Genomic DNA, 18,008 nt, shown 5'->3' with positions numbered 1-18,008 from the left:
TGAAAAATGAGAGAAAAGAGATAACTAATTGATTTATAAAGTTAATAACAAATAAAAAAGTATTCAATTATTAGGAATACAACATAGAAGTATGAAGAAATATATATTTTTATTATTCTTGTTGTGTAGCTATATAACTGCATTTGCACAACAAAAAAGTACGTTTTCGGTGTCCGGAGTAGTATACGATGATTTGGATATGCCGGTTCCGGGAGCTAATGTTTACGTTAAAAATTCTCCGGGAGTGGGAACTATCACAGACATTGATGGTAAGTTCTCTTTGAAAGCTCAAAAGAATGATGTTATAGCCATTTCCTTCTTAGGTTATAAACAGGAAGAGTATTTGGTCACCAAGCAGGAAAGTAATGTTGTAATTAAATTAAAACAAGATTCACAAGTACTGGAAGAGACGGTCATTGTGGGGATGGGGACACAACGTAAAGCCAGTGTAGTAGGTGCTATTACGAATGTAGATATAGCAGATATACAGACTCCGGCAACTAATATCAACAATATGTTGGGAGGACGTATTCCGGGAATTATTTCATTACAACGCAGTGGTGAACCTGGGAAAAATATCTCAGAGTTTTGGATTCGAGGTATTGGTACGTTTGGTGCTAACAGCAGTGCTCTCGTATTAATAGACGGTTTGGAAGGTAACTTGAGTGAAATTGACCCGTCGGATGTTGAAAGTTTTTCTATATTGAAAGATGCCTCCGCGACAGCTGTATATGGAGTTCGTGGAGCAAATGGAGTTGTATTGGTGACTACCAAAAGAGGTACGGCTGATAAATTACAAATCACAGGACGTGCCAATCTGACTATTTCTCACATGGTAAATATGCCGGAGTATTTGGGAGCTTATGAGTATGCAAAATTGGCAAATGAGGCGCTTGCTGTTCGAGGAAATCCGATTGCATATTCGGATATGGCATTGGATCTGATCAAATATCAGCTTGATCCGGATTTATATCCGGATGTGAATTGGCAAGACGAAGTTCTGAATCGTAATGCCTTGCAACAGACTTATTATGTAAATGCGAAAGGTGGAGGTAGTTTGGCACGGTACTATTTAAGCTTGGGTATGTCCAATGAGTCTTCTGCTTATAAGCAGGAGAAGTCATCGAAATATTCAACGGCAGTAGGGTATCGTACGTACAACTATCGTGTCAATTTGGATATCAATCTTACCAAGACAACCACTGTTTATTTTGGCTCAGACGGATTTCTTTCCGAAAAGTCCGAACCGGGTAATGCAAATACAGATAATTTGTGGGCTACACAGCGGAACTTAACTCCACTGACTATTCCAAAAGTCTATTCAACCGGGCAATTGCCTGCTTATGGAGCAGATAATGCGTACTCTCCCTATGTGATGTTGAATTATACAGGAATGAGCAATATACGGCATTTTCGCGGAAAATCTACCGTGGAATTGAAGCAAGACTTTTCAATGATAACGAAAGGGTTGAGTGGCAGGGTACAGGTTGCTTATGATACAGAGGTGAATCTGAAAGAACAGCGTGAAGTACTTCCTGAGATGTTTTATGCAGCGGGACGCCATTATACAGGTAAGCTCGGTCTATTTTCAAGTGTAGAGAGTAAACCTGTCACCTATAAACATCCTGAAGATATGCAATTCTATAAAGTACATTTCGAATCGATGCTGAATTACGAAAGGACTTTTGCAGAATATCATCGTCTGACCGGACTGCTGTACTATTACATGAGTAGTGAACAGAAGATAGATAAGGATCTTAATGATAAAGATCCGAGTTTGCAAAGTATGTATGCTATTCCAATCCGTTATCAGGGCCTTTCAGGGCGTATTACTTACGGACTTCGTGACACTTATTTCTTAGATTTGAATTTCGGCTATACGGGTTCAGCTAATTTTGCCAAGGAAAATCGATTTGGGTTCTTTCCCGCTATGGCTGCTGGATGGGTTCCTACCGGATATGAATGGGTACGTGAGAAGATGCCGTGGTTAGATTTCTTAAAGATTCGCGGATCTTACGGTATGGTAGGTAATGATCGTTTAACGAATACTCGTTTTCCTTATTTGACACTTATGAAGTCAGGTGGTGGCGGAGGTTGGGGGAGTTCCAACGGATTTATTACAGAGGAAGTAATCGGAGCTGATAATTTGAAATGGGAAGTTGCTAAGAAAGTGGATATTGGCGTTGAAGCTAAATTGTTTGGCGAACGTTTGAACTTTGTGGTAGATATTTTCCGAGATAAACGCGATGGTATTTATCAGGAACGTCAACTGATCCCGGAATATGCCGGTTTGCAGAAAATGCCGTATGGTAATGTCGGAAAAATGGTAAGCTATGGATCAGATGGTAATATCTCATTTACACAGAGAATCAATAAAGACATGTCGTTTACATTGCGTGGAAACTTTACTTATTCTGCCAATGAAGTACAAAACTGGGAACAGGCTGTACAGAAATATGGCTATAAGGATAAAGCAGGCTATGTGAATAATGCATATCGCGGATATATTGCTTTAGGACTTTTTCGAGATGAAGCAGATATTGCCGCCAGCCCCAAGCAAACTTTTGGAGATTATTTACCGGGTGATATCAAATATAAAGATGTGAATGGTGACGGTCAGATTACGGATGATGATCAGGTACCTTTATCCTATCCGAACTATCCGCGTTTGATGTACGGATTTGGTGGGGAATTTGTCTATAAAAACTTAACCTTAGGTGTCTTATTCAAAGGTACCGGTAATACTGATTATTATTTTGTAGACGATAATGGATATTGGGATAAAGGGAAAAATGGTGAAGGTTACATTCCTTTCTATGGTGGCAAGACCGGTAATGTACTGAAAATCGTTGCCGATCAGAATAATCGTTGGACGCCGGCTTCTTATTCCGGTGATCCTTCAACTGAGAATCCGAATGCAAAATTCCCTCGCCTTAGCTATGGTAGTAATAAGAACAATACCCAGTTCTCCACATTTTGGCATGCTAATTCACGTTATTTGAGACTACAGGAAGTGAGTGTGAACTATAACTTGGGTGCAGGTAAATTGTTGAAATATTTGGGAGTACGTTCTCTTGATTTACAATTTGTTGCGTCTGATTTATGTATTTGGAGTCCGATGAAACTGTGGGATGCTGAGCAGGCCGATCATAATGGTGGTGCATATCCTATTCCGCAGCGCTTTGCTTTCCAGATGTATGTGAATTTTTAAGTAATGTTTTTCTGATTTAATTTGAATGAGTATGAAATTCATAGATAAGAGTGTATTATTAATTTCGTGTTTAACATTGGGATTAATGAGCTCATGTGATTTTTTGAGTGTTGATAAGTATTTTGACGATACATTAAAATATGATTCGGTATTCTCTAATAAGAGGAATCTGGAAAAATATTTGTGGGGAGCAGCTGGAGAATTGCCGGACGAGAGTAAGATTTTCGGGAACGATGCTACTCCTGGTATTACGGCGGCCGATGATATTTTTACATTGATGGATCCTGGACTGTTTCATGGGAAAGCTCTGACATTGGGGCAGGTTTCTGCTGCCGATACTAAAGGTCTTGGTGTTTGGGGGACGTGCTATAAAGTGATTCGTAAAGCCAATCTGATAATGAGTAGGATGAACGAATGCAGGGATATCACTCCGTTAGAAAAACAGGAATTATTGGGATATGCTCATTTTTTGCGTGGATATGCTTATTACCATATTCTGATGAACTATGGACCGGTTATAATAATAGGAGATGAGCCTTTGGATACGAATGCAGATGCTGAATATTATGATCGTGCGCGTGCTACTTATGATGAATCAGTGGAGTATATTTGTTCTGAATTGGAAATGGCAGCCAAATATATATCATCTGATGTGCCCATTTTGAATTTTGGTCGTCCGTCTAAAGGGGCTGCTTATGCGATTATTGCCCGTATACGTTTGCAGGCTGCCAGTCCGGCATTTAATGGAGGTACAGCGGCCTATCGTTATTTTGGAGATTGGAAGCGTGGTACAGATGGTGTACAGTATATTTCTCAGACTTATGATGAAAGAAAGTGGGCTGTAGCGGCTGCTGCTGCCAGACGAGTGATGGAAATGGATGGTGGACAACGTTATACATTGCATACGGTAGTTGCTTTGTCTAATGGTGCATATATAACTCCTCCATTGCCGGCGGGTGTGCCTTCTGATCCTTTTCCGAATGGAGCTGGTGGAATTGACCCTTTGAAATCTTATACGGATATGTTCAATGGAGAAACTTATCCAACTCAGAACAAAGAATTTATCTGGGCCCGGAATTCCGGAGATGTGGCAGAATTCACACGTCAGTCTTTTCCGATAAATATGGGTGGCTACAACGGTATGTGCTTAACGCAGAAACTTATTGATGCATATAAAACGCGTAATGGAAAAACAATTCAGGAAGCGAGTCCCGATGAATATTCAGAAGAAGGCCAAACCAAAAAGGTAGAGACATTCTCTGCCTATCGTCTGAATAGAGATACGTATAATATGTATGCTAATCGTGAAATGCGATTCTATGCCTGCGTTGGATTTAGTGGGTGTTTCTGGCCGGCTACTTCATCTAACTCCACAGATAAGAAGAATGTAACGGTTACATATTATAAAGGAGGTTCTGCTGGAATGGACGCTGCTTCCGGAGAAGATGCAAAAGTAAACTATGCTGTGACCGGATATGTGTTGAAAAAATATATTAATCCATTTGACAGTTGGGCTGACGGGGGAACCCGGGTGAGTAAAGCGTTTCCTATTATTCGTTATGCTGAAATTCTTTTGTCTTATGCAGAAGCTGTTAATCATTTGAATAGTACGCACTCAATAACGATGGAAAGTGGCGAGACCTATCAACTGTCAAGAGCCGGTAACCTTCAAGATATGATTAGTGCTTTTAATCAGATTCGTTATAGAGCCGGTTTACCGGGCTTACGTCCACAAGATTATGTCACAGAAGAAAGTATGGATAAACAGATCGTGACAGAACGATTGGTGGAGTTCTTGGCTGAAGGACGACGTTTTTATGATATTCGTCGTTGGGGAATTTATGAGGAGGAAGAAAATAAACCGATTGAAGGAATGAATATAACAGGAGATCAATATGATTTCTATCAGCGTTCTGTTGTCACTCATGCCGATTACCGTAACCGTGTGGTTGATAGGAAGACCGTATTTTTACCTATTCCCCGGGATGAAATGAGAAAGGCCTCTAAACTGGACCAGAATCCGGGATGGGATGATTAATGTAAACAATATGAATAGAAGAATATTAATATGAAAGTAAGTCGTATATTATTGATAGCTGCTGTGACTGTTGGAATGACAGCATGTGACGAAGATGCACAATTTGACAAAGAATTGTACAAGAAAGTGATAAATGTCCTGAGCGTTGAAAATCTGACTTTTTCGGTGAATCACGATTTGAATCAGGAAGTGTCTACCGGATATATCAGTATTGGGTGCGGGGGAACGAAGCATATCGATCAGGATGTAACTGTAGAGCTGGAACCCGATAACGAGGCATTGGCTAAGTATAATAAGCTGAATTTTGATATTGATGAATCGAAATTTGCACATCTGCTTGATCCCGCCCGTTATGATATACCGCTTATGAGTACAGTGTTAAAAGCGGATAGTGAAGATAACTATAGTACTATACCGGTACATGTACGTCCGGAAGGATTGTCACCCGATTCTATTTATTTGATACCATTGCGTATAAAGAGTGTATCGGCATATGAGATAAATCCGGATAAGCGTACCGTCTTATATCGTGTGTTGTTGAAAAATGATTATGCTTTTCAATCGCCTGTAACAACTTATCAAACAAGAGGTCTGGAAGAACATTTTGATGCCGAAAAGGATAAAGATATTCGTAAATCCTTCTCGTTAACCCGTTATGTGTTACCTTTGACGAAGAACTCTATTCGTTGTTTTGTTGGGCTGAATAGTTATGATGCTTCTAAATTAACGAAAGCGGACATCAGGAAGTATGCAATGTGCATTACAATAAATGAAGATGCTACTTTAACCATTACTCCGATGGGGACTGCTCAAATTGAAATGTTGGATAAGGCAGGAGAAAGTAATTATTATACGACTTATGAAAAGAATAATATTAAATATCAGGCGTTTTATTTGAATTATCGCTATCGTTTGTTGAAAGATGGGAAAGACGGAAGCAATGGCGATGCCGATTATGATATTTGGTATACCATGGAAGAAACAATGATAAGGTAACAGGCATTGTATTTTAAGATAAATAAGGATTGTTTTCAGTGATTTTTTATTCAGGTCTCATGGGGGTAGAGATGCATAACAACAAATCGTTCCATGGGATCTGTTTTTCTATAGTAACACTTTTTAAAACACATGTAACTATTTATTTATGGTAAATATTGTACGTAAAATACTTATTGTATCCTTTTTAATGGGAATGAATTCCGTTGTAGAATTGAAAGCCTCTTCTGTTCAAAAACCGGTTGACTATGTAAATCCATACATGGGGAATATCAGTCATTTGTTGGTACCAACATATCCGATTGTACATCTGCCCAACAGCATGTTACGGGTTTATCCGCAAAGAAGTGATTATACTTCCGATAAAATTCATGGACTTCCTCTGATACAGATCAGTCATCGGGGATCTTTCGCTTTTAACCTATCGCCCTTTCAGGGAAATGAGTCTGAACTATCCCGGGTGATTAATTTTAATTACGACAATGAAGCCACAAAACCTTATCATTATCAGGTGGATTTGTGTAACCAACAATTGCATGTTGAATTTGCTCCGTCTCATCAATCCGCAATATATCATTTTAATTATAAGAAAAATAAAACTCCTTATCTTATCCTGAATGCAGGAAATGGTGAATTGGAGGTTGCTGGAAATATTATTTCCGGCTATCAGAATATGTGGAATAACTTGCGGGTATATGTTTATATGGAAATGGATGTGAAACCGACAAGGATAGGCACACTTCAGTCCGATAAATGGGAGGTAGGTAAACAGAAAGCTAAAGGAGACAATACTTGTGTGGTGGTTGCGTGGGAAGCTGCTCCGATGTCTTTGAATGTTCGTTACGGTGTTTCCTATATTAGTGTAGAGCAAGCAAAGAAGAATTTGAGAAGAGAAATTAAAAACTATAAGTTGAAAGATGTTGCAACCGCCGGACGCAAGATATGGAACGATGAGTTAGGTAAAATACAAGTCGCTGGTGGTACGAAGAATGATAAGTTTGTTTTTTACACCTCTTTATACCGTTGCCTGGAACGTCCGGTGAATATTAGTGAAGATGGACATTATTTCAGTGTATATGATAATGAAGTCCATGAGGATGCCGGATACGATTATTATACAGACGATTGGATATGGGATAGCTATCGGGCCGCTCATCCTTTACGGATATTGATGGATCAAAAGAAACAGACGAATATAATACGTTCTTATTTGAGAATGTCGGAATTGAGTTCAGACCATTGGTTTCCCAACTTCCCCGAAGTGACAGGTGATTCCCGGCGAATGAATTGTAACCATGGAGTTGCTATTATAGCAGATGCCTGGTATAAAGGGGTACGTGATTTTGATCTACAAGAGGCATATATTTATACTAAAGCAGGAATAGAAGAGAAGACATTGGCTCCATGGTCGAGTGCCAAATCTGGTTGGATAGATCAATTTTATAAAGAGAAAGGCTATATACCCTCTTTGATGCCCGGAGAAAAAGAGACAGTACTTGAGGTTAATTCTTTTGAAAAACGTCAGTCGGTGGCTGTGACATTAGGAACGTCGTATGATCAATGGTGTCTGTCACGTATTGCTGCTGCTCTTGGACTAAAGACGGAAGCGGATTCTTATTTGTCATCTTCTTATAACTATCGGAATCTGTTTAATTCGAAAACTTTATTTTTTCATCCTAAAGATAAAGATGGCTATTTTATAGAACCATTTGATTATCGTTTTTCCGGAGGAATGGGCGCACGTGAGTATTATGGTGAGAACAACGGCTGGACTTATCGTTGGGATGTTCAACACAACTTTGCCGATTTAGTGCAGATGATGGGAGGAGCTGATGCTTTTGTTAATAACTTAGACGCGACCTTTAATGAATGGCTGGGCAAACCTAAGTATGAATTTTATTCTCAACTACCCGATCACACCGGGAATGTGGGGCAGTTTTCGATGGCTAATGAGCCTTCTTTGCATATTCCTTATTTATATAACTATGCACAAGCTCCCTGGAAGACGCAAAAGCGGATACGTTCGCTGATTCATCAGTGGTTTAGAAATGACCTGATGGGAGTTCCCGGAGATGAGGACGGTGGCGGACTGTCTTCTTTTGTTGTTTTCTCAATGATGGGTTTTTATCCGGTCACTCCGGGACTACCGGTATATAATATTGGAAGTCCGTTCTTCTCTTCCGTTAAATTAAAGCTATGTAGTGGAAGTGTTTTGGAAATCGTTGCCCGTAATTGCTCGGTTGACAATAAATATATTCAGTCCGCTAAACTTAATGGCAAAGTATGGTCTAAGCCTTGGTTTAGCCACGAAGATATAATGAATGGAGGCAAACTGGAATTTATAATGGGAAACCAGTGTAATCCGGAATGGGGATCAGGTGTAAATGACGCTCCTCCTTCACTTGAGGATACATGTATTAATGATTAATTTAACTATATGAAGATTAGAACCTTATTTTTATCATTCTTTTTAGTGTACAGTTGTTTGCCATTGAATGCGCAAAGGGCTGAGATTTATACCACTTCAGAACAATTACCATGGCAAAAGACTCGTATTAAAGTTCAGAAGTATGCTGAATCGAATGCGGATATTATCGTTTCTGAGTTTCAGGAACAGGTTATAGATGGCTTTGGAGGATGTTTCAATGAGTTGGGATGGGACGCTTTGACTCTGTTGTCAGAAAAACAACGTAAAACTATTCTGGAAGAATTATTCGGGCCGGATGGAGTACGATATACTTTCTGCCGTTTACCAATCGGTGCGAATGACTATGCCCGTGATTGGTATAGTTTTAATGAATGTCCGGATGACTTTGAGATGAAGAATTTTAGTATAGAACGTGATAAAACAGGATTGATTCCATATATAAAGGCGGCATTGGCTATTCAACCGGATTTAAAGCTATGGGCTTCACCGTGGAGCCCTCCGGTTTGGATGAAAACCACCCGGCACTATGCGACGGCTCCTGGCGATCATAATGATTTTACAAAGGAAAACGAAGTAGCAGGAGATCATTTTATTCAAAAACCGGAATATCTCAAAGCCTACACTCTCTATTTATCTAAGTTTATAAATGCTTATAAGGAGAATGGTATTGATATTTCTCTGCTACAGTTTCAGAATGAACCGTATACAAAGCATCAGTGGCCGAATTGTAGTTGGACACCCCAGGCTATGGCAAACTTTATAGGTAAATATCTGGGCCCTGTATTTAGCGAAAAACATCCGGATGTCGATTTATGGTTCGGTACGTTCAATTGTAACAAGATGGAAGACCTGAAGTGTGTAATGGAGAATGCCGATGCCTCTGAGTATATCCGTGGGATCGGTCTGCAATGGGAAGGAAAAGATGTTGTAGCCGATATTCATCGGGAATATCCTACTATGAAATTGATGCAAACAGAAAACGAATGTGGCAGTGGTACTTTCGATTGGGCGGCTGCGGAACATACTTTTGATTTGCTGAAAATCTATTTAAATGGCGGCGTCAATTCTTATATGTACTGGAATATGGTGTTGGCGGATGATGGAGCCAGTTCCTGGGGCTGGAAACAAAATACGATGATTCGTATTGATTCGCAGACGAAAGAGGTGATTTATACGCCGGAATTTTATCTGATGAAGCATTTAAGTCATTTTGTAAGAAGAGGAGCCTGTAAACTGAAAGTCTTGAATGGTGATGATGTACTGGCATTCAAAAACCTTGATAATCAGATTGTCATCCTTTGCGCTAATAAGGATAAGAAAGAACGGGAAGTACGGATAGCTTGTAAAGGCTATGTGATAAATATTAAACTGGCTCCCAAAACATTTAATACGATAACCCTTTAATTATTAAACAATAAATTTGCATAATGAAGATTCTGAAATTAATAGGATGCTTGATTCCATTGTTAGTGTTCTCTCTGTCCGGACAGGCACAGAACAAGACTGAGTTGTTTCGTGACATGACCGCTCCTCAGCATGAGCGTATTTTAGATTTGCTTAATAGATTGACGGTGGAAGAAAAGGTCTCTCTGTTGGTGAACGACGCAAGGGAAATTCCCCGTCTTAACATAGATAAATATAATCATGGCAATGAAGCCTTACACGGAGTAGTTCGTCCGGGTGAGTTTACAGTGTTTCCTCAGGCTATAGGCTTGGCTGCTACCTGGAATCCTAATCTTATTTTTCGGGTATCCACTGCTATTTCGGATGAAGCACGAGGACGTTGGAAAGAGTTGGATTATGGAAAGAAACAGATTGCTGGTGGCAGTGATCTGCTTACGTTCTGGTCACCTACAGTAAATATGGCCCGTGACCCTCGTTGGGGCAGAACTCCTGAAACTTATGGGGAAGATCCCTTCCTCTCCGGAAGGATTGGTTGTGAGTTTGTCAAAGGTTTGCAAGGAGACAATCCCCGTTACTTGAAAACAGTCTCTACTCCGAAGCACTTTGCTGCTAATAATGAAGAGCATAATCGTTCAAGTTGTAATGCCAGGATGTCCGAACGTGATTTACGTGAATACTACTTGCCTGCTTTTGAGCGTTGTATCGTTGATGGTAAGGCACAATCCATCATGATGGCTTATAATGCTGTAAACGATGTTCCTTGTACTGTCAACACCTATCTGATCAAGAAAGTATTGCGTGGTGACTGGAACTTTAACGGTTATATTGTTTCGGACTGTAGTGCCCCCGAATGGATGGTGACAAAACATAAATATGTGAAAAATCTGGAAGCAGCTGCTACATTGGCTCTCAAAGCCGGACTTGATCTGGAGTGTGGAGATCGTGTGTATACGGCTCCATTGCTGAAGGCATACAACGAATACATGGTCAGCGAAGCGGAAATAGACTCTGCTGCTTATCATATTTTACGTGGAAGGATGCTTTTGGGGCTTTTTGATGATCCGTCGCAGAATCCTTATAATAAAATAGAACCCTCTGTCATAGGTTGTAAAGAACATCAGGAATTGGCTTTAGAAACAGCTCGCCAAAGTATGGTTCTTCTAAAGAATCAGAAGAATTTCCTGCCTTTAAACCGGAAAAAGATAAGATCCATTGCCGTAGTAGGTATCAGTGCTGCCCATTGTGAATTCGGGGATTATAGTGGTAATCCTAAAAATACTCCGGTTTCTGTACTTGATGGCATTAAGAAATATGCCGAGAATGCAAATATAAAGGTAGTACATGCCCCTTGGGTATCCAGTGGTACTGATTTTGATCCCATCTCCAAGGGCTTTTTCCCAAATGGCCTGAAAGCAGAATATTTCGATAACAGCGATCTGCAAGGTACACCTTCTGTACGTATGGAAGAAGAGTTACTTTATGATCCTGTTCACCGTCCTGATCGATTTCAACCTGAAGCTCCTATGTCTATTCGTTGGACAGGGACTTTAAAGCCGGTTGTATCGGGTGATTATACCTTAGGGTTGAAAACAGACGATGGTTGCCGCTTGTTTTTAGATGGTAAGAAACTAATAGATTCCTGGACAGAGAGAAGTGCCCAGATGGATCAAGTCGTAGTGAAGCTGGAAGCCGGTAAAACGTATGATTTAAGAGTGGAATATTTTGATGGTGGTGGTGACTGTTTCGCACGCCTTTACTGGAAAGCACCGGTTACAGATCAGACCAACCGTTTAGCATTGTTTGGAGATGCTGGAAAAGTAGCAAAGGAATGTGACGTGACAGTAGCGGTACTGGGTATTAATAAATCTATTGAAAGAGAAGGGCAGGATCGTTATTCGCTTGAGTTACCTATTGATCAGCAAGAGTTTATTAAAGAGCTTTATAAAGTAAATCCAAATACGGTTGTAGTGTTGGTTGCCGGGAGTTCTATGGCCATTAATTGGATGGACGAAAATGTTCCGGCTATACTGAACGCATGGTATCCCGGTGAACAGGGAGGTAATGCAGTGGCCGAAGTTCTGTTTGGTGATTATAATCCGGGTGGACGTCTTCCATTGACCTATTACAACTCGTTGGATGAACTTCCTGCGTTTGATGATTATTCTGTGAAGAACAGGACCTATCAATATTTTGAGGGAAAACCTTTGTATGAGTTTGGCTACGGATTGAGTTATACGAATTTTAAATATAAGAAAAAGAGTATTATGCAGTCAAATGATACGGTTGACATTACATTCAATCTCTCCAATGTAGGAAAGTACGATGGTGATGAGGTAGCTCAGGTATATGTCCGTTATCCGGAAACGGGGACATACATGCCGTTAAAGCAACTGAAAGGTTTCTCCAGAGTACATTTAAAGAAAGGAAAATCTGCAGATATTACTATTTCTATACCTAAAAAGGAGTTACGTTATTGGGATGAGAAGACCCGTCAGTTTGTGACTCCCACAGGTGAGTATGTTTTTCAGGTGGGTGGTTCTTCTGAGAATATTAGCATTGAGGAAACTATTAAGATAAGTACTGTATCCTAATTAAATGATCGTATCATTGAAACGCAGATTATCGCAAATTTACGTAAAGAATATCGTTCCTTAAGTGCAGCAAGCCATCTAATCTGCGAAAATCTGCGATCATTTGCGTTTCAATAAAACACTGGCATAGTATGAATTAAATTTGAAGTACCACTTAATAAAATAGATAATTCAATAGGTAGTTATTACTGATAGACTTGTGCAGGAATAAAAATAAATAAAAAGGAATATGATGAAACAGCTTATTATCACTTTATGCTTGAGTACAGCTACTCTGGTTGGTATGGCACAAAATGAGCCTTACAGGAATCCCAATCTCTCTCCGGAAGAGCGTGCCGAAGATTTGTTAGGGCGGCTAACCTTAAAAGAAAAGGTAACTCTGATGCAAAATGAATCTTTCCCGATAGAGCGTTTGGGTATAGCTCACTACGATTGGTGGAATGAAGCGTTACACGGTGTGGCTCGTGCCGGAATTGCTACTGTTTTCCCAATTACTATGGGGATGGCATCATCGTTTGATGACAAAGCTATAGAGGATATATTCACAGCAGTCAGCGATGAGGTTCGTGCCAAGTATCACGATGCACATCGGCAAGGTCGGAGAGGCGTGCGTTGCGAAGGCCTGACTTTTTGGACTCCAAATATAAATATCTTTCGTGATCCGCGCTGGGGACGTGGTCAGGAGACCTATGGAGAAGATCCCTATTTGACAAGTCGTATGGGAGTGGCAGTAGTAAAAGGTTTGCAAGGGCCGGCCGATGCCAAGTACGATAAACTTCACGCTTGTGCCAAGCATTATGCAGTGCATAGCGGGCCGGAAGCTAAACGACACTCCTTCAATGCTGAGAATATTTCTCCCCGTGATTTGTGGGAAACCTATTTACCGGCTTTTAAAACATTGGTACAAGAAGCTGATGTGAAAGAGGTAATGTGTGCTTACAACCGGTTTGAGGGCGATCCTTGCTGTGGAAGTAATCGACTGCTGACTCAGATTTTACGTGACGATTGGGGATATAAGCATGTGGTGGTGAGTGATTGCGGAGCTATCAGTGACTTTTTCTATAGTGATCGCCATGCTACCCACAAGAACGCGGCCGATGCCAGTGCGGCAGCTGTGCTCAGTGGAACGGATTTGGAGTGTGGCATTGAATACGCTCACTTGGACAAGGCGGTAAAAGAGGGGCTTATCTCTGAAGAGAGAATCAACACCAGCTTGTTTCGTCTGTTGAAAGCCCGTTTTGAATTAGGAGAGATGGACGATGATGCTTTGGTTCCTTGGAGTAAGATTAGTATCGATACGGTAGATTGTCAGATGCACAAGCAAATGGCTTTGGATATTACCCGCAAATCGATGGTATTGCTACACAACAATGGGGTATTGCCATTGGGTAAAACCGGTGCTCGTATAGCCGTAATGGGACCTAATGCAAACGATTCAGTCATGCAATGGGGAAATTATGAAGGGACTCCATCTCACACGGTGACTGTTCTTGAAGGAATCCGTAATAAAATAGGTAATGTTATTTACGAGAAAGGATGTGAGTTACTCACGAACCAAGTATTCGATTCTTATTTCAGCGAAATATCTAACAACGGTAAACCTGGCTTTACCGGTACTTATTGGAATAATCTGGATTTGAAAGGTGAAGTGGCAGCTATACAGCAAGTCAGCACTCCTTTCAACTTCAATAATGGAGGTAATACGGTTTATGCTCCGGGAGTGAACCTTTACAACTTTACTGCTTCGTATGAGGGAACTTTCCGTCCGAAGAGTAATGGTGATTATACATTGGTTATTGAAGGTGATGATGGCTATCGTGTATACGTGAATGGACAAGAGGTCATTAACTATTGGGGTACACATGCCAGCGCTAAAAGGGAATATACCCTGAAAGCTGCTGCCGGGAAAGAGTATAAGATCAAGATAGAATATATGCAGGCTGGTGCTGAGGCTGTATTGCGTTTCGACTTGGGTATCTATCGTCAGATTGCTCCCGAAGCAGTAGCCGAAAGAGTGAAGGAGGCGGATGTTGTGATTTTTGTTGGTGGTATTTCTCCTAATCTCGAAGGTGAAGAGAAGAACTTTGTGAATTGTCCCGGCTTCGTTGGTGGTGATCGGACTTCAATCGAACTGCCGGAAGTACAGCGTAACATTCTGAAGGCATTGAAGAAAGCTGGTAAGAAAGTGATCTTTGTCAATTGTTCCGGTTCGGCAATGGCATTGGTGCCCGAAACTCAATCATGTGATGCCATATTGCAAGCATGGTATCCCGGTCAGGCTGGCGGAACAGCAGTCGCTGATATTATATTTGGTGATTATAATCCGAGTGGTAAATTACCTGTTACTTTCTATAAAAACACAGAGCAGTTACCCGATTTTGAAGATTACAGTATGAAAGGACGCACTTATCGGTATATGACAGAGAGTCCCTTATTTCCCTTTGGTTATGGATTGAGTTATACAACATTCCAATTTTCAAAAGCCGGATTAAATAAACGGGTGGCTACTATCAATCAGCCGGTGCAATTTAAAGTTAATGTAAAGAATACAGGTAAACGTGATGGAACTGAGGTAGTACAGATTTATATTCGTAAAGCGGACGATGAGGAGGGGCCGGTGAAAAGCCTTCGGGCTTTCCGTCCGGTAACCTTGAAAGCGGGTAAGTCTGCTACAGTCAACATCACACTTTCACCGGATACTTTTGAATTTTTTGATCCCGAAACTAATACCATGCGTATTGTACCGGGAGATTATGAAATTATGTATGGTAACAGTTCGAATACTTTGCCGGAAAATAAGCTGAGTCTTCAGTTGAAATGAAAAGAGTTAGTTGAAGAATCGCAGGAAATGGGGATTAGTCGTCTATGACGGCAATCCCCATTTTTTTCATTAAGAAGCAAGCATTCATATTCTGTGCTACTCCGTTCTTCATTTGATAAGAGAAAGTAAGCTCACTGTTGGTGATCTCTGCTTCAAAACAATAGTTGCGGATATCTTCGGGGAAGAGATTAATAAGTGTCCCCAACATAAGGTCGTGTGTGGCTATGATACCATTAGCCTGCAGTGCCATAAATTGCTTGATAAGGGCAAAAGAACCTTTTTGCTTATCGGTGGAGTTTGTTCCTTTCAATATTTCGTCAAGGATGATGAATAGCTCTTCACCTGCATTGAGCTTATCGATGATAAGTTTCAGACGTTTTAGTTCGGCAAAGAAATAAGATTCATTATCCGTAAGTGAATCGCTGGTGCGCAGACTGGTGATTAGGCGGGACGGATACAGTTTCATTCGTTTGGCCCATACAGGTGCACCTATGCAGGCTAATAGGTAGTTGATTCCTACTGTACGCAGGTACGTACTTTTCCCTGCCATGTTAGCCCCTGTAATAATGATGAAGAAAGGACGTTTGGCGATATCTATATCATTGCATACACACTTATCACGGTTCATGAGTGGATGTCCCAATGCCTCCGCTTCCATAGAGAAGGGAGTAGAAGTAATTTGTGGGTAGATATACTCCGGATGGTTGTAAGCGAAAGTAGCTAATGAACAATAAGCATCCATCTCTCCGATAGCTTTGAGCCAGGATGGGAGTTCGGAAGCATGCTTTTCTTTCCAGGCTTCTATCCGCATAATCTGTCGTAATTCCCAGAAAAGAGCACCGTTCAGAACAAAAGACATCAGCATATTATTACGCTGGTCAAGTGCATTCATCAAAGCAGTAAGTTTTTTAACAGCCTGTGAGGCGGTTTGTTTGTCACCACCTACAAGTTCCTTTATCTCCTGTAGTGCAGCACTATGATACTCTTTTTCTTCAATGATATGAATGAGGCTGGCATAAGTAGCAAGTATCTGAAGCCTCTTTCCATAGAGTGCCTGCATCTTTGTTATTCCTCTTGAAAAGGCAAAGCTGAGAAGGAAGAAGCCAACGAAGATAATACCTGGTACTGTACCTGATACTATACCTGCTATGGCCAGTGCTATAAATATAATATTAATAGCAGGAACGATGAAAGGAAGTGCCCGGAGGATAGCATGATTCCTATAATAACTGGGACTGTCGGCCCATGCTTTTATTTCCTCTTCATCGGCAGATTTTCCTTTGTATAGCAAACCGAGTATACGGAAACGCTGGCGCATCTTTAGTTCCGGGGCAAGTTCCCTTACAGCTTCCTGACGTTTTTCTATTTCAGTTTTACTTTCCAGATGGGTATTGAGCCAGGCAGCCAGCCGTTTTTTGCCTAAATCAGTTGAAGTACGGTTGATATACTGGAAAAGTGAACGTTCACCAAACACATCGAGGTCATATGAATAGAGATGTGCCGGATTGATAAATTCTTCTCCATTGTCAAAAGAAGAACTGTCGTATTCTATAGCCTGAAGTTCTTGCTGGTTTATTTCTATTTTCTTTTCGAGATACTCTTTTTGATAAAACAAACGATTGTGTAACTTTACCAGAAAAAGGAAAGGGACGAAAGTAAGGGCAACCACACCTGTGATAACAATCCATCCATTGTCCCAAAAATGAATAACTCCTGCAATGCCGGCTACGAATAATATTAGTCTTAAAGTGCCAATACGGTAGATCTGTTGCTTTGCTTTTCCGAGTTTCTGCTCTGCACTCTTAATGATATCCTGATAAGTATTGATAATATTCTTTAGCTGTTCCATATTATTTTATTTGTTTTTTACAAAAGTAGTATAATTAACAGGTAGCGTGTGTGGGGCTTGTTTTTGTCAATAGCAGATTTACTTTTTATTAACTAAAGTAGGCTATTTCAGGAGAAAGTACCAATATTGACCAGTAATGAGTGTTTCCCACACGGGGAGATACGACGAGCGATGGTTCATTGAAGCGTAGATGAACGCAGATTTTCGCAAAGAAAAATAAGTATAAGATAAAGAAGAACAGGATTTTGATCTGCGATAATTCGCGTTAATCTGCGTTTTATCCGGATAATAAAACTCTGTGAAATTTACCACAGACAGAGTTATCGATCAGTAACGAAGATTATGGGCATATCTTTTCGGTGCCGGAAGTGTCCCTAAACGCCGTTGTTACCCTTGTCCGGTATTGTTTTCTGTCTTTCTCAGAAAGGAACGTTCTTTTTTCCGGTGCACAGCGTTGTTTTACATGTACATGTAAAGCTGCATGAGATGCACATGTCGTACTGTTCCACATGCACATGTCGTACTGCTTTACATGTACATGTAAAACAACGCTATACACCGAGGCACAGGGCCGACGCATTAAATAATTTACTATTGCATATGTACTTTTCTTATTGTTATTTAATTGAATATTAATTATTTAGTATTATTTTATTTCGTTTATATTTCG

At 40.5% G+C, this 18,008-nt stretch carries 8 protein-coding genes; 7 read left to right on the top strand and 1 reads right to left on the bottom strand.

What is annotated here, in order from left to right:
• Window positions 1-91: 91 nt before the first annotated feature.
• The 7 genes from QX565_RS02340 (at window position 92) to xyl3A (ending at window position 15,489) form a co-directional block, all read left to right on the top strand.
• Window positions 92-3,211, top strand: a complete 3,120-nt coding sequence (locus QX565_RS02340) for a SusC/RagA family TonB-linked outer membrane protein (RefSeq protein WP_289291071.1) — start codon at window positions 92-94, stop codon at window positions 3,209-3,211.
• 31 nt (window positions 3,212-3,242) lie between these two features.
• Complete coding sequence (locus QX565_RS02335) at window positions 3,243-5,249, top strand: RagB/SusD family nutrient uptake outer membrane protein (RefSeq protein WP_289291069.1); 2,007 nt, start codon at window positions 3,243-3,245, stop codon at window positions 5,247-5,249.
• 30 nt (window positions 5,250-5,279) lie between these two features.
• Complete coding sequence (locus tag QX565_RS02330) at window positions 5,280-6,245, top strand: BT_3044 domain-containing protein (protein WP_289291068.1); 966 nt, start codon at window positions 5,280-5,282, stop codon at window positions 6,243-6,245.
• A gap of 148 nt (window positions 6,246-6,393) precedes the next feature.
• Window positions 6,394-8,673, top strand: a complete 2,280-nt coding sequence (locus QX565_RS02325) for a GH92 family glycosyl hydrolase (RefSeq protein WP_289291067.1) — start codon at window positions 6,394-6,396, stop codon at window positions 8,671-8,673.
• 9 nt (window positions 8,674-8,682) lie between these two features.
• Window positions 8,683-10,077 carry a glycoside hydrolase family 30 protein gene (locus tag QX565_RS02320; protein ID WP_007487338.1) on the top strand — a complete coding sequence of 465 codons (1,395 nt, stop codon included), beginning with the start codon at window positions 8,683-8,685 and terminating at the stop codon, window positions 10,075-10,077.
• A 23-nt stretch (window positions 10,078-10,100) separates the two neighbouring features.
• Window positions 10,101-12,668 carry a glycoside hydrolase family 3 protein gene (locus QX565_RS02315; protein WP_289291064.1) on the top strand — a complete coding sequence of 856 codons (2,568 nt, stop codon included), beginning with the start codon at window positions 10,101-10,103 and terminating at the stop codon, window positions 12,666-12,668.
• A 232-nt stretch (window positions 12,669-12,900) separates the two neighbouring features.
• Window positions 12,901-15,489: a xylan 1,4-beta-xylosidase gene (gene xyl3A / locus QX565_RS02310; RefSeq protein ID WP_263665934.1), complete on the top strand. Its 2,589-nt coding sequence runs from the start codon at window positions 12,901-12,903 to the stop codon at window positions 15,487-15,489.
• 34 nt (window positions 15,490-15,523) lie between these two features.
• Here xyl3A and QX565_RS02305 read toward each other — a convergent pair whose 3' ends face one another.
• The gene (locus tag QX565_RS02305; RefSeq protein ID WP_289291062.1) at window positions 15,524-17,338 is read right to left on the bottom strand and encodes a MutS family DNA mismatch repair protein; all 1,815 of its coding nucleotides are present in this window, start codon (window positions 17,336-17,338) and stop codon (window positions 15,524-15,526) included.
• Between the last annotated feature and the right edge of the window lie 670 nt (window positions 17,339-18,008).

Source organism: Bacteroides sp. 41_26 (assembly GCF_949740115.1).
GTDB lineage: Bacteria > Bacteroidota > Bacteroidia > Bacteroidales > Bacteroidaceae > Bacteroides > Bacteroides nordii.
This window is presented reverse-complemented; position numbering and strand designations above follow the sequence as displayed.